At 53.1% G+C, this 13,777-nt stretch carries 17 protein-coding genes; 2 read left to right on the plus strand and 15 right to left on the minus strand.

Going from position 1 to position 13,777, the window contains the following annotated elements; genetic code table 11:
* Nucleotides 1–398: 398 nt before the first annotated feature.
* The 11 genes from rpsA to ACFFSY_RS04915 all read right to left on the minus strand — a co-directional run bounded on the left by rpsA (nt 399) and on the right by ACFFSY_RS04915 (nt 9,268).
* A complete protein-coding gene (gene rpsA, locus ACFFSY_RS04865) occupies nt 399–1,631 on the minus strand; it encodes a 30S ribosomal protein S1 (RefSeq protein WP_377490724.1) in 1,233 nt (410 codons plus the stop codon).
* Nucleotides 1,632–1,721: 90 nt separating this feature from the next.
* Nucleotides 1,722–2,303: a lysophospholipid acyltransferase family protein gene (locus ACFFSY_RS04870; protein ID WP_377490727.1), complete on the minus strand. Its 582-nt coding sequence runs from the start codon at nt 2,301–2,303 to the stop codon at nt 1,722–1,724.
* A gap of 3 nt (nt 2,304–2,306) precedes the next feature.
* On the minus strand, nt 2,307–2,975 hold the full coding sequence (cmk, locus tag ACFFSY_RS04875) for a (d)CMP kinase (protein ID WP_377491583.1): 669 nt from the start codon (nt 2,973–2,975) through the stop codon (nt 2,307–2,309).
* Nucleotides 2,976–3,158: 183 nt separating this feature from the next.
* Entirely contained in the window at nt 3,159–3,374 is a 216-nt protein-coding gene (locus ACFFSY_RS04880; protein ID WP_377490729.1) for a hypothetical protein, read from the minus strand.
* 115 nt (nt 3,375–3,489) lie between these two features.
* Entirely contained in the window at nt 3,490–4,140 is a 651-nt protein-coding gene (locus tag ACFFSY_RS04885) for a flagellar brake protein (RefSeq protein WP_377490732.1), read from the minus strand.
* A 108-nt stretch (nt 4,141–4,248) separates the two neighbouring features.
* Complete coding sequence (gene ypeB, locus ACFFSY_RS04890; RefSeq protein WP_377490735.1) at nt 4,249–5,583, minus strand: germination protein YpeB; 1,335 nt, start codon at nt 5,581–5,583, stop codon at nt 4,249–4,251.
* 98 nt (nt 5,584–5,681) lie between these two features.
* Nucleotides 5,682–5,840, minus strand: coding sequence for a hypothetical protein (locus tag ACFFSY_RS04895; protein WP_377490738.1), 159 nt, complete (start codon nt 5,838–5,840; stop codon nt 5,682–5,684).
* 65 nt (nt 5,841–5,905) lie between these two features.
* On the minus strand, nt 5,906–6,601 hold the full coding sequence (gene prsW / locus ACFFSY_RS04900) for a glutamic-type intramembrane protease PrsW (protein ID WP_377490741.1): 696 nt from the start codon (nt 6,599–6,601) through the stop codon (nt 5,906–5,908).
* Between the two features lie 60 nt (nt 6,602–6,661).
* Nucleotides 6,662–7,912, minus strand: a complete 1,251-nt coding sequence (locus tag ACFFSY_RS04905) for a Glu/Leu/Phe/Val family dehydrogenase (protein ID WP_377490744.1) — start codon at nt 7,910–7,912, stop codon at nt 6,662–6,664.
* A gap of 172 nt (nt 7,913–8,084) precedes the next feature.
* A complete protein-coding gene (locus ACFFSY_RS04910; RefSeq protein WP_377490747.1) occupies nt 8,085–8,693 on the minus strand; it encodes a genetic competence negative regulator in 609 nt (202 codons plus the stop codon).
* A gap of 251 nt (nt 8,694–8,944) precedes the next feature.
* Nucleotides 8,945–9,268, minus strand: a complete 324-nt coding sequence (locus tag ACFFSY_RS04915) for a hypothetical protein (RefSeq protein ID WP_377490750.1) — start codon at nt 9,266–9,268, stop codon at nt 8,945–8,947.
* Between the two features lie 190 nt (nt 9,269–9,458).
* Here ACFFSY_RS04915 and ACFFSY_RS04920 point away from each other — a divergent pair, with 190 nt between their 5' ends.
* Nucleotides 9,459–10,397 carry a polysaccharide deacetylase family protein gene (locus tag ACFFSY_RS04920; protein ID WP_377490753.1) on the plus strand — a complete coding sequence of 313 codons (939 nt, stop codon included), beginning with the start codon at nt 9,459–9,461 and terminating at the stop codon, nt 10,395–10,397.
* Here the strand turns inward: ACFFSY_RS04920 and ACFFSY_RS04925 are convergent.
* Genes ACFFSY_RS04925 through ACFFSY_RS04935 form a run of 3 tightly spaced genes read right to left on the minus strand, consistent with a single transcriptional unit; the run spans nt 10,375 to nt 12,084 of the window.
* Nucleotides 10,375–11,223 carry a metallophosphoesterase gene (locus tag ACFFSY_RS04925; protein WP_377490756.1) on the minus strand — a complete coding sequence of 283 codons (849 nt, stop codon included), beginning with the start codon at nt 11,221–11,223 and terminating at the stop codon, nt 10,375–10,377. The two genes, ACFFSY_RS04920 and ACFFSY_RS04925, sit on opposite strands and share 23 nt — an antisense overlap.
* Entirely contained in the window at nt 11,213–11,488 is a 276-nt protein-coding gene (locus ACFFSY_RS04930) for a hypothetical protein (protein ID WP_377490759.1), read from the minus strand. Before ACFFSY_RS04930 ends, ACFFSY_RS04925 begins: the two co-directional genes overlap by 11 nt.
* Nucleotides 11,488–12,084: a CPBP family intramembrane glutamic endopeptidase gene (locus tag ACFFSY_RS04935; RefSeq protein ID WP_377490762.1), complete on the minus strand. Its 597-nt coding sequence runs from the start codon at nt 12,082–12,084 to the stop codon at nt 11,488–11,490. Before ACFFSY_RS04935 ends, ACFFSY_RS04930 begins: the two co-directional genes overlap by 1 nt.
* 114 nt (nt 12,085–12,198) lie before the next feature.
* Between ACFFSY_RS04935 and ACFFSY_RS04940 the strand changes: the two genes are divergently transcribed.
* The gene (locus ACFFSY_RS04940; protein ID WP_377490765.1) at nt 12,199–13,122 is read left to right on the plus strand and encodes a hypothetical protein; all 924 of its coding nucleotides are present in this window, start codon (nt 12,199–12,201) and stop codon (nt 13,120–13,122) included.
* Between the two features lie 13 nt (nt 13,123–13,135).
* Here ACFFSY_RS04940 and ACFFSY_RS04945 read toward each other — a convergent pair whose 3' ends face one another.
* Nucleotides 13,136–13,462, minus strand: coding sequence for a rhodanese-like domain-containing protein (locus ACFFSY_RS04945; RefSeq protein WP_377490768.1), 327 nt, complete (start codon nt 13,460–13,462; stop codon nt 13,136–13,138).
* Between the last annotated feature and the right edge of the window lie 315 nt (nt 13,463–13,777).

A 13,777-nucleotide genomic window follows, 5' to 3' on the forward strand; every position in this document is an offset into this window, starting at 1 on the left:
AAATAGGTACTCCTCCATCAAACGGCGCAGCCTGTAAAGCTTAACCTAACAGCATTGCCCCCTCCTGAGGAGGGGAACCAGAAGGATTCGTCCCTCTGGACTCCCGAAATAAGCGTTCCTTCTACGCGGCCGTCGTGGATGTGTCCGTCGAGGCGGGCCCGCTTTTGTCCGTTGGACAAAGCTCTGAGTATGCGCTTCGTTCGCGACGTTTTGCCTTGGGGTGGGGTGGTATCCTGCTAGTTCGCACGCTTGACGCAACTTCGTGCTGACCTTCGCTTTCGTCCGCTTTCGCGGACACGCTTTACTTTTTTGGATCCCTATACTCCATCCTCGACAACGAAAAAGACCGTTCACGACGCGCGCAAGGCGTGTCATGAACGGTCTATAATGTTAAATCATTATTTCAGCTTGCTCAGTTTGTCGCCGAAACGCTCAGCCAGCGTGAAGCTCATGCTTTGGCCGCTCAGGCTTACGTTCGGGTTGTCGATTTTCTCGACTTTCGGACCACGGTCGCGGTTGTCGCGATCGCGAGGCGCGCGCTCCGGCTTAGCCGGTTGCTCAGGCGCTTCTTCCGTCTCTTTGATGGAGAGGCTAACGCGCTTCTCAGCTGGGTTGAAGTCGAGGACTTTCGCTTTAACTTCTTGGCCTTCTTTCACAACTTCTTGCGGCGTTGCCACATGGCGGTGCGCCAGCTGCGAAATGTGAACGAGACCTTCTACGCCTGGAGCGATCTCAACGAACGCGCCGAAGCTTACGATGCGGCGGACTGTGCCCGTCACGATGTCGCCAGCGTTGAACTTGCCGTTAGCCGACTCCCAAGGACCTGGCTCAGCAGCTTTCATGCTGAGGCTGATTTTGCCTGCAGCCGGATCGACTTTCAGTACTTTCACGCGAACCGCTTGACCTTCGGATACGATGTCCTTCGGATGCGCGACATGCTGCCACGACAGCTCGGAAACGTGAACCAGACCGTCGATACCGCCGATGTCAACGAATGCGCCGAACGGCGTCAAGCGTTGTACCGTACCTTCGATTTCTTGGCCAACTTGCAGGTCGGACATGATTTTTTGTTTGTTTTGCTCGAATTCCGCGTCAAGCACTTCTTTCGCCGAGAGGATCACTTTATTGTTCTCGCGGTCGATTTCTTTTACTTTCACACGCAGCGTGCGGCCTTTGTAATCGCTGAAATCTTCAACGAAGTGGCGCTCTACCATCGAAGCCGGGATAAATCCGCGAACGCCGATATCCGCTACCAGACCGCCTTTAACTACGTCTGCAACAGTTACTTCGAAAGCTTCGCCGCTCTCGAATTTCGCCTGCAGTTCATCCCAAGCGCGTTCGCCGTCGATCGCGCGTTTCGACAGAACGAGTTTCTCTTTCTCGTCATCGATGGATACGACCTTCAACTCGATCTCTTGGCCGACTTGAACCGCTTCGGCTGCATTATCCAATTGGATGGAGGAGAGCTCACGAAGCGGGATAACGCCGTCGTATTTATATCCAAGGCTTACGAAAGCTTGGTTGTCTTCGAGTTTGACGATCGTTCCTTTTACCGTATCGCCTTTCTTCAAGGACACAAGATTGTCCATGGCCTCTTGTTGATTTTCTTGCACTTTTGTTTCTTCTGACATTTGAAATAACCTCCTCAATTCATACCCCAACTTTATTTAAACGTACACGAGCGCGTTGAAACATCCTCACCCGCATACCGCCTAAAACATTTACTTATAGCCTTCGCGAACCATTTCACGGATATTCGCCATAATTTCGTCCGTTACACGCTCCAGCACATCGGAGGAAGAATCCTGAATGAAGGCCGACAAATCGATTGGCTTGCCGTAACGGATGACCATTCTGCGAAAAGGCTTATACGATCCGATGACCGCAACCGGAATGACAGTCGCTTTGCTCCGCATCGCAATCATGGCCGCGCCCTTCTTACCCATTCCTGCTGGCGATTTGCGGGAACCTTCCGGGAAAATCCCCATTACGCCCCCGTTCTCCAGCAGTGCGATCGCGCTGCGAATGGCGTCTTTGCTGACACCGCCACGCTTGACCGGAAATGCGCCCAAGCCCCGAATCAGCGGACCAAATAGCGGAATGTTGAACAGTTCCGCTTTCGCCATGTAATGCACTTTGCGGGGCACCTTGATGCCTACCGTTGGCGGATCGAAATTACTGATATGATTGGAACAGAGTACGACTGGCCCCTCGGCAGGAATATTCTCCAGTCCAACTGCCTTGAATCGGAACACGACCGCGTAAAACATTCGGAGCAAGCCCCTTGCAACTACGTACAACATAGATTATTTCGCCTCCGCCATTCTGGATCTGCTAAGATCGATAATCGCGGCTACGACCTCGTCGATCGTAAGCTCGCTGCTGTCGACCACGATGGCGTCTTTCGCGCAAATGAGGGGCGAGATTTCTCGTTGTTCGTCGCTGCGATCGCGTTCGGCAATCTCCGTCTCCAACTGCGCGAGCGGAATGCGCTGATCTTCGGGAAGCTCCTGATAACGGCGCTGCGCCCGGATTTGCACGCTAGCCGTAAGGAAGATCTTCAGTTCAGCGTCAGGCAGCACGTGCGTGCCGATATCCCGGCCGTCCATCACAATGCCGCGGGCGGATGCCAGTTCCCGTTGCAATTCTACGAGCTTCGCGCGCACCGATTCGTTCGCGGCAAGCGGAGATACAATCAACGTGACCTCCCGGCTGCGAATCGCTTCCGTGACGTCCTCCCCGTTCAGGTAGACGGTCTGGCCTTGCTCGCCTGGCTTCAACTCGATCCGAATCGTGCCGATGAGCTCCTTCAGCTTGTCCGCTTCATCAGGCGCTATGCCTTGGCGAAGCGCCGCGAGCGTTACCGCCCTGTACATGGCGCCGGTATCGACGTACACGTAACCAAGCTCTCCGGCCACTCGTCTTGCGACCGTGCTCTTGCCCGCGCCCGCCGGCCCGTCGATGGCCACGTTCATTTTTTCCGTGCGGACCCTCTCATCCTTGCTCAACGGTGTTAAACCTCCTTGGGGACCGATACTTGACCTGCATGCCCGCTCCCAGAAAGAGGCAAAGCTCCAAGTCGTCAAGAAAAAAGCAGGCTCTGCCTGCGAATGTGAAAATTATACCACACTAAAGAGGCAGATGCAAAGAACGTACATCTACCGAAAGGGCGTACCTTCCAGTCGATCTACGCCAGTCACCCACCTTCTTATTGGAGCCGATTGGAGCGCCAATTGACTCAATACAGCAGCAATCAGCAGCGTGATTACGATTTTTTGCAGCATTTTCGACACTTCGTCCGAGATACGGATCAGACGTTTGGTCCGACCGCCGGACACCTTGTTTTTTCGCGCAAACCATAGGTTGGCCTTCATCCCTGCAACTCCCTTTCCGACCGCTTGGGAGTAGTGTCTTCGATGAATCGCGCGTTTATGCACGGGAGCCGAAACGACTCATGGAAATACCTGCGAAACCGGCTCGACCGGCTGGCTAGTTTTTCCTCAACTCGAATTGGCGTTCGAAGCAGTACCGGATGATTTTTTGCCGCTCGTTCTCCGAAATTCGCGTAAACTTCGACATAATTTGCAGCCTTCCTGACTCCAGCTTCTTCAGACGCACGACTTCCGCTTTAAAGAATGCGTGATCAATGCCGCCGTTCCGGTAAGGGAGCAGCAGCCAGCATTCCATCTCCAGTCCTTCCTTGAGCGGCCGTTTGCCATCGCTAAGGAACGATACGCCTCCGCCGCCCAAATCGTCCGTCACGACGAGAAAACGAAGTCCCGAGAAATGAACCGCCATCTCCAGTTCCGCGCCGACGCGAAGGAAGTTGCGGCGCTGCACCTTCGTCACAGATTCTGGTTCAGGTTTGCGGATGCGAACGAGCCGGATCACATCCTCTTTATATCCCATAACGTGGGAGTTGAAATAATGCTTCACGCCTTCCGACGACACGTAGTATGCGCTCAACTCGTCCCCAAGGAACAGCCGCTTGTACTGGCTCGTCCCTTCCCGAACGGGAAGCTCGATCAGCAGCTCATTCTCGGTTTCGTCGGCAATGCGGGTCTTATATTCGATGGACGCTTCCTCTTCGTCGGAGGAGGCGACTTGCAAGTAGATCAATTGATTGATTTTCGGCAGCATGATGGTGACTCCTCCCGTTTCCCCCGATTATAGCACAAGCTGTCGAAATGTGGCGACAAAATAAAGCGGGAGGCGCATGTCTGCGCCTCCCGCCACGATCTCCACCGATTATTTGGGAAGCTGCTCGATCGATTCTTCGGTCCCGTTGTCTGCGTTGATGTAAATCCGGTATTTGCCTCCGTTAATTCTACCGGAGAACTCGTAGCAGAGCACTTCCTTGCCCAGATCGTTCAAAATGACCGCCAGCCCCTCGTTCTCCCGCTTTAAGCCCGGGTTCAACGCTTTCCTTGCTTCTCCTGCGGACAGCTTCGGCTTCGGAATCTTGCGCTTATGGTGCTCATAGACATAGTCGTTCGCTTGAAGGCCGGTAACCTCGCCGTCATCAAGCGCAACTTTGATGATTAGCTTGTCGGGATAGATCAATACGCCTTGCTGTGTGCCGACCGCCGTGAATGCTATGACATTGTTGTATTCGTCGTAATTGGTCAGCTTCATGCCTTTATAGCCGTGCGTATTCAAAAATTTCATGGCACTCTTCTCTGCTTGCGACACGGAAAGCTTGCTCGCGGCGACGTCCTTCGGATTCATATACCAAATGAGCTGTCCGCCCTTCTTGGTGAAATCCATCTGAATCATCCGATCGCTGCCGGCGATCGGCGCGGAGGCGGAGAAAGACTCGTATTCCGTCCCTTTGCCATTCTCGACGACGCGGATCGCCGATGTGTCCTTGAGTCCTGCAAATTCCGCGGCCAGCTTCTTAATATCCTCTGCCGTCTTCTTCGTCCCGCCAAGCATCTGGACAGAACGCTTCTGATACATGCTGGCCACAGAAGGCCCCCAGTTGATCTCTGGATACTCGCTTACTTTCTTGTCCACCGTCTTGAAGCCGTCGATGATCGTATTGTCTTGCGTGGACTTCTCCGTCGCAAGCGCGGATTCCACGTCCATCCAGCGCAGGTTGTTCGCCAGCACCTTGCTTTGCACGTTCAACAAATTGCCCGCAATTTCGTCGGAGTTTTTGTAGAGCGTCATCAGTGTCTTATATTCGTCATCAGACAACGGCTCCTTCGCTAAATCCCGTACGGATGCTTTATACGCGAAGTTCGAGATTTTCGACAGAAATTCCTCCGTGGTATTAAACGGCAGCAGCGTCAACGGCAGCTGGTTGATCTCATTCTGCGCTTGGCTGGTCAAGCGCCATACGTTCACCAGCGATTTGCGCTGATACGCCTGCGACGTCGTATTGACAGCCAACGTGCTGCCGAGCTCTTTGTGCAGCTGCTCCACATGATAGGAGAGGTCGTGGAACGCGCGTTGGTATTGGTTTTCCGCTTTGATAAGGATGGAATTCTTCTCTTGATGCTCCTGATAGCCCCAGTAGATCGACCCGATAAACATTAGCGTCATGATGGGGAATAGCACCGCGCTTAATCGATGGTACATAAGGCAAAAGCTCCTTTCGTATGCAAACCCTGCCATTAGTGTGGTTTGCCCGAAGGAGCTTTATGCACGTTTCCTCAAGATCTGGAATTGTCTAACCGCTAGAGCGCGAGCTCTTCGACTTCGAAGTCATTCGCGTTGTCGCACAGACATTGTTTAAATCCAGTATCGACCTTGCCTTTGTCGCGTCGTCCGCGAAGCACGAATTTCTCGCCGCACAGGTTGCAGCGGATCGTGACTTTAACCCTTGGCGTCGTCATGATGTCCCTCCATAACGGAAATGGTCTTCTCGCTTAAACCCACTTCCTTATTATGGACGGAATCATTAAAGCTTAACCTCTTCTTCGCGGCGCAGCAAACGGAACGGCGATCTGGCGTTCGCCCGATTGATTTTGCGCATGCCCTTCACCCATAAATAGATCATAAGCGGAACGATAAACCAAATCCAATAGACCGTACCCGACCCCATGATCCAGTCGTACACGCCATGTTCGATAATGGCTAGCGTCAACGACAGAATAATGAACTGTCTGACGCGGGCGCCTTGCGCGAACTTCGCTTTGCCAAGATAGTAGCCCATTGTGACGCCGAACAGAGCGTGACCGGATACCGGAAGCAGCGCGCGTACGAACAGCGATCCGAAGGAGGCTGGCTGGAAGATGGCGTACAGCACGTTCTCGACCGTCGCGAACCCAAGCGAGATCGCAACCGCGTACAATATACCGTCGTACGGCTCATCGAATTCCGTATGATTATAGATGATGTGGTAGAGCACGAACCATTTGACGAGTTCTTCGACGCCCGCGGATATTCCGAACGCGAAGAGGAAATTATGATCACCCAACCAAATCAGCAGCCCACGCTGGATGACCATGATTGGCAGGACGATCAGCACGCCAAGCAAAAACACGCGAATGACCATTGATATCGGTTCCGCGTCGTACCTGTCCTTCAAATAGAAGTACATGAGCAGAGAAATGCCCGGTGCAACGGCAGCCGTCAAAATCGATAATAGCAGCATCCTCTGATCTCTCACCTCCATTTGGCGGCAGCGGACGCGCTACCGATTATATAAGCACGATCATACCCATCCCCGCAAACGCGAAGCTTCTGCCATTTTGCGAACGCCTACCATATAGGCGGCCAAACGCATGTCGACTTTGCGGGTCTGATGCTGTTCGTACACTTGATTGAAGCCGCGAATCATCATGCGCCGAAGCTTCTCGTCCACTTCGGCTTCCGACCAATAGTAACCTTGATTGTTCTGCACCCATTCGAAATACGATACGATTACCCCCCCGCTGCTAGCGAGCACGTCGGGCACGAGCAGAATGCCGCGTTCGGTAACGATGCGGGTCGCCTCCAGCGTCGTCGGGCCATTGGCCGCTTCGACGATGATTTTGGCTTTGATCCGGTCGGCATTGTCGGACGTTATCTGATTCTCGATTGCCGCCGGAACGAGCACGTCGCAATCAAGCGTGAGCAGCTCGTCATTCGAGATTGTCTCGCGGAACAGATTCGTCACCGTTCCGAACGAATCCCTTCGATCGAGTAAGTACTCGATATCGAGTCCCTTCTCATTATACAACGCGCCGTTCACATCGGAAATACCGATAACTTTGGCACCAGCCTCATGCATGAATTTGGCCAAGTAGCTGCCGGCATTGCCGAAGCCTTGAATGACGACGCGGGCGTCTTCTATTGCAATGCCTTTCTTGCGCATCGCCTCGTCGATCATGATGGCGACGCCACGCGCGGTCGCGGTCTCCCGGCCCTGCGAACCGCCGAGCACGATCGGCTTGCCTGTGATGAAGCCCGGCGAGTCGAACTCCCGAATCCGGCTATACTCGTCCATCATCCAAGCCATGACCTGGGAGTTCGTCATCACATCCGGCGCCGGGATGTCTTTCGTCGGACCGACGAGCTGACTGATTGCCCGGACATAACCGCGGCTTAAACGCTCCAGCTCGCGAAACGACATTTTGCGCGGATCGCAGATGATACCGCCTTTGCCCCCGCCGTAAGGCAGATCGGCAATGCCGCATTTCAAGCTCATCCAAATGGAGAGCGCCTTCACTTCCGCTTCATTCACGTCCGGATGGAACCGGACGCCGCCTTTAGTCGGGCCTACAGCATCGTTATGCTGGGCGCGGTAGCCGTGAAACACTTTCGTCTTCCCGTCATCCATCCGTACCGGAATGCGCACGGTAAGCAGCCGGATCGGCTCCTTCAGCAGTTCCACCATTTCATCGCCATATCCCAGCTTGCGCAACGCTTCCTCGATTACGATTTGCGTTGAAAGCAAGACATCCTTCGATTCTGTACCACTCATTGGAAACGTCACCACCTTTTCAATGCATAATATGGGCGGGAACCGTCGTCTCTATGCGACTTCGCGTCCTGCGGAGAAAATCTCATAACATCTTCACACCCGGACACAATAAAAGAAGCATCGCGCAAAACGGTGGGCCCGCTGCTTGATGCTCCGGAAGCTTGAGATTCGGTTAAAAATGAACGCAAATCTCCGTAACGGCTTTGCTGGGGATAATTACTTTGCCGTATTCGTCCAGCACAGCGGTCGTAACGGATGCTGCTTCCCCGTATTCGGCAAGCAACGCGATCAGCGCCTGGTAACGCGCCAGTTCCAAACCCGCCGGTTCGAAAGCCAGCATATATTTGTTGTTGTATGCATACAGCCGGCCATCTTCGGACAAACCAGCCGTGTTCAATTGTTTGCACGCTGCAATGACGTCTTCGAAATCACGAAACGTATAAAGGACGACATCGCTTTGTTCCATCGTGACTTCCAGCTCGTATACATCCTCGTCGTTCTCTTCTTCCTCCATGGCGCGTTCTTCAGGACGGGCGCCTACTTTGCCCCGCGTGACGATGACGACCATGCCTTGAGCAGGCAGCGCGAACACTTCCACCGCCAACGGCCCGCTTGCATCAAAACCAAGCTCGGTATACGCCTGGTCCATCATCTCGCTGAACAGCTCATGCACCTTGGGAATTTCGCGCCACATGTCTTCCTTCTGGATCCCACGCTCCAGCAGGTCGTCGAACGTCAGAAAAATTCGTATCTTGTCTTGATTGAGTCGTTCGATTTTCATGTTAGGATCCTCCTCTTCGAAAGCATCTGCTTCGTTTCGCGGAACCAAACAGCTACTTATATGGCGCTTAACGCGGCAGTATCTGTTGTAAACAGCGTATGAAACAGCGAGCAATGTGTGCTTAATTCGTGCTATGTACCTATGTTATCATTTTCGTACAGGGAATGCACTAATTCGGACAAAAAAAGAATCGTCCTGGCCTGCCTTATCCTACGCGGCAGAAACCCGAACGATTCTTTTTTTATACGAGCTTAATGTGTGGTCGGAGCCTCGCTTGCGATCTCTTCCGCTTGTCTTTTCACTTCCGGATCGCTGTTCACGAGCATCTCGATTTGACCCCAAGATTCGGTGGAGTTAGCCGTTCCTGCGCTATTCGCCGATGCCGGCTGCGCGGCAGACTGGGCCTGGCCGAATTTGCGGTTCATCACGGCGCTGACCGCCTTGCCTTTCATGGACGAAATGATATCCCCCGTTGCTGCACCAGCCCAAGCGACCATGCCCGGACGTTTCTTCGACAAGTATGCGGCTGCGGCCATTCCCGTAATTGTACCGATAATAAAGCCCGTCATTCTCATCTCACGCAAGTCCTCCTTTGATATCTGGGATACGCGATTAGTGTGCCGCGGCAAGCAGCCCCGCATCCGCCACAAATTCAGGAAGGACACTTGGCGTATACGGCCGCGTTTTCGAAATATGATACAATGAGGGCGATAACGGGTATCCCTTAAGAATAACCAACCTAGATTCATTCCGGGAGGATCACCAATGCAAGTTCCTACATATGCCGTTAGAATTACGACAACCCTCGCACTGCTCGCATGCCTGAGCGCATGCGGCAATCCAGCGTCTCAACCGAACAGCCAAGCGCATGCCGAGTCTGCTGCCAATGTCAAAATCACGGAGCCGCAAGAAGCACCTTTCACGTCAGGCGCAATGAACAGCGAAAGCCCCGCAAAAGAAGACGCTTCCATTAAAGAGACGACCACGCCTAAACCGACGAACACGCCAAAGCCGGACGCGGCGAAGCAAAAGGAACAGACGAAGCCCTTGTATACCATGAATGCCGCGTACCGATTCGAACCCATTGCGGGGACGGGAGCCGCGAAGAAAGCCGTCTTGCTCACGTTTGACGACGGGCCAAAGGACAAGACGACACTGACGGCGATGCTGGATACGCTGGATAAGCATCAGGCCAAGGCGATTTTCTTCGTCAACGGCTATCGCGTCAAAGCAAAACCCGAGCTGCTTAAGCTGATCGCAAGCCGCGGACAGACGATCGGCAATCATTCCTGGGATCACATTGATCTGAAGAAAGAGGACGAATCGACGGTGCGCAAACAAATCGGCGACGTGCAAAGCATCGTGAAGGAGACCATCGGGCAGACGCCTCGATTCTTCCGGCCGCCCTTCGGCTCCGGCGGCGATGTCGTCAAGCAGATCGCCCGCGACTCCGGAATGCTATTCATGACCTGGTCCAACGGCTCGCTGGATTGGGACGCCAGCTCAAAGGATAAGCCGGAGAAAGTCATCTCGAACGTGATGGAGCAGCTTCATCCCGGCGCGAATATACTCATGCACGAGCTCCCATGGACGAAGAATGCTCTGGACAGCTTGCTTACGAAGCTCGAAGAAAAAGGCTATGGTTTCATCGATCCAGCCACGATCGATTCGGTTCCTAAGCCTAAGGCAACGCGCGCAAAGTAATGATGTGATATTGTGCAGGAGCCGCGAGTCGAAGCGGGAATTTCGATGTGCCGAATCCACAACTGACAAACATCCGGGGCCGCGACGTCCCGGATATTTGCCGTCCATCCCCGTTAAACCAACCTCTCGTATACGCGAGGATGTTCTCGGTTCTTGCGAGAGGACCGATAAATGGCAGCACGATCTGGCCGCCATGCGTATGACCGGCTAAGATAAAGTCGATCTGCGCAGCTTGATCTGGCAATAGCCGCTCCACGATAACCGGATCGTGGGCAAGCAGCAGCGTGAACAACTCGGCGTGACCGTCTTCGCCGCTTAACGCCGCAAACACATCTTCCCGATTCGTACGTGGATCATCCACGCCGGAAAGTCTGATTGCCCCGCCGCCCGCTTGTTCGAGCACAACGGATTCATTGGATAGCACGCGAACGCCCTCTTCGCGGAGCATCACTTCCAAGTGCCGAATATCATCGTCGTAATCATGATTGCCGTATACCATATAAATAGGGGCGATATTCCGCAACGCGCGAATATTGCCCCTGCTTCTTTCGAGCGGAACCCCGCCTTCCCGCAAATCGCCGCCGATCAGCACCAGCTCGATATCACCTCGCCGTATGCAAGCATCCACGACTGCTTGCGGAATTCGGTGCCCGTGAATATCCGAGACGAACAGCACTTTCACGCCGTCAAATGACGCCGGCAGCCTGCTCGACGCCATGGTCTGTTCATCCATTTGATATCGAAGCGCATTCCGGCACATCGCATAAACCGCCGCGGACGATAATCCGATAACAGCCGCGACCGCAATCGCCAAGCTATAGACCATAGCGTTTCTTCCCCCACATCAGCAGACCAGCCGCCAGCATAATAAACAAAAAGATAAGAACCCGGTAAAACCAGTACGTAACTTTGAAACGATGGGAAGGATATACGTCGCGGCGCGGAGGAAGCTCCCCCTCGCCTGCCGACCATCCGTTCAACTCGGCGGAAGCGGCCGCGATCTCGGCCGACGCTTCGATATCCGCGCCGAGACTTTGCGTTGTGTCATGTTCACGCTGACGTTTCTTGCCGAACTTCTCTACTCTGCTCATTACTGCTGTTCCCTCCGAAACCTGATAATCAAGCCCATCACGGCATCAATTAGGAAATGCGCCGCAATAGGCGCCCACAATGTATCCGATTGCTCGTATATCCAACCTAACCCATAACTGATCGAGAACACCAGCCCCGTCGGAATCCAATGCCGCAAATAGCGTACGTGAATAGCGGCGAACACAATGCTCGTCCAGTAGGGCCCGATGAGGTGCTGAACGCCTCCTCTAAATAAGGTTTCCTCGCAAACAGCGACAATAAACGACAATAACACGATATGCCAGACCGCTCGGTTTTTGAAAATACGGTCATTAACGCCCCCGTCGTCCCCCACTTCATCCGGAACAAACCGGGAGACGAGCAAATCGACCACGAGCACTGCCGCGGCTAAGCCGGCCCCCCAATAAAGGAACTCCCAAGAGCCCGGGTTGGAAAATAATAAAAATGGGTTACCCTGCTGAAAAAATACCCATATCAAACCGATAATAAAAGTAACAGCTTGCGTGGCGTACAGATTGATGAGCAGCATGCGGTCGTCGATATCGTCAATGGAGACGGTCCGCAATTTGAACTTGCTCAGGTCCAGCTTTTTCATAGATTACCGCCTGTCTTAAGTAGGTTCGTATTTTCTTTTGATTTGAATTCCCCTATACTAGTAGGACAATTGCTGCCGCGAATTATGGCGAAAATTGGGACGAAGGAGATTACCATGGAGAAACGACTAACCCGATCAGAACTCATTTTTAGCCTCAGTTTCATCTTTATGCTCGTCGTAGCCGTGGGCGCCTTCTTCTACGGAGCCAAGATCGGCGCCGAGAAGACGGAAGCAAAGTATGTAGAGCAGGCGAAACATCTCACCGGCGCCGAGGCAAAGCCTGGCTCTTACCCGCAGCAAGATCTGGTCTCCTTCTATCATACTGTATTTTTACCTTATCGTGAATTTCAATCCGAATGGTATAAGACGATGGAGAAGATGAAAGCCGGTCAGCTCACCGAGCCGGCATCCGCTTTGAAGGAACTCTCAAGCCTTGCAAAGCAAAAATACGCGCAAGCCCAAGCGGCTTCCATCGCCGGCTCGTCCCCGCTCCTTCAGCAAGCGCAAGTCGAGATATTGAAAGGTCTGAAGCTGCTCGGAGACGCTGCAAGTCGCGGCGCAGTATCATCCAAGGACGTCGCGACGGACAAGCTGCTCGTCGCGCTGAAGAAGGATTCGTACTACAAGGAAGGCGTCGACCAAATCATGTCCGGCCAGCTGGATTACTACCAGTCCATGCTCCGCTGGAGCAACACCGTCAACAAGAAAATTCCGGCCACTTACGAACTATCAGCCATTCTTGGGATTAACCAATGGAAAACGCTGCCCCTTACGATCAAGAACAAGCTGATGGCCGAACACATGAAAGCAAGAATGCTTCTGACGTCGTATTATCCGCAGGATCTAGTGTCCGCGGTAGACGAGTACATTCTATCCGGCGAAGCGGCCAAGATGAAAATGAAATCGGTCGACGCCGTCGTTGATTTGCTCGTCAATGCAAACGCCGTTCGGTATGGCGACTTCCTGAACAGCAAAGCGAAAGTTTACGCCCAAGAAACGATTCCTCAGCTTCCGTTCTTCTACCCGGAAGATAATTGACGGACCTGCGCAATTAGTCGTACTCAAACCCTTGAAGATCGGCTACGGCCGCCATTCCGCCTACAACGTTGCGGAGGCGGCTGTAGCCTTTTTCGCTCAAATATGCACAAACGCGGTCGCTGCGAATGCCATGCGCACAAATAATATATAACGGTTGATCCGGGTTCAATTCATCCAGCCTACTCGGGATGGTTTGCATCGGAATCCACGTCGATTGCTCCAAATGATAGTAATCCCATTCTTCCTTCTCGCGCACGTCGATAATTTGCGCACGGTCGATTTCTCCGGCATCCAGTGATTCGACAAACTTTTCCGGACTGATTTGCGACCATTTTTCCATAGGAAACACCTCGGTTTTCAGCCTTTATTTGCCCTTGATCATAACGAAATTTTCACAAATGGGCAAGTTTCGGCATTGATTTTATCCACAAGGTTGCTATAAAATAGTAGAGACCATAGTAGTTCGGTGTACGTAAAGTCGAACATTCTCGGCATCATTCGTCAAAACGTTCGATTTTGCGGTCATGATAGAAGTGGATAGCATGCCAGACTCTCGCCCCGCTCCTTTACCAGCGGCTTGCGAGGGTTTTTAGCATATGCGACTCCGCCGCACCCGAAATATTCGCAGATTCGCACGCTTTAAATCGTTAATCGG

This window comes from Paenibacillus aurantiacus (genome assembly GCF_042431225.1).
Classification (GTDB): Bacteria; Bacillota; Bacilli; order Paenibacillales; family Paenibacillaceae; genus Paenibacillus_Z; species Paenibacillus_Z aurantiacus.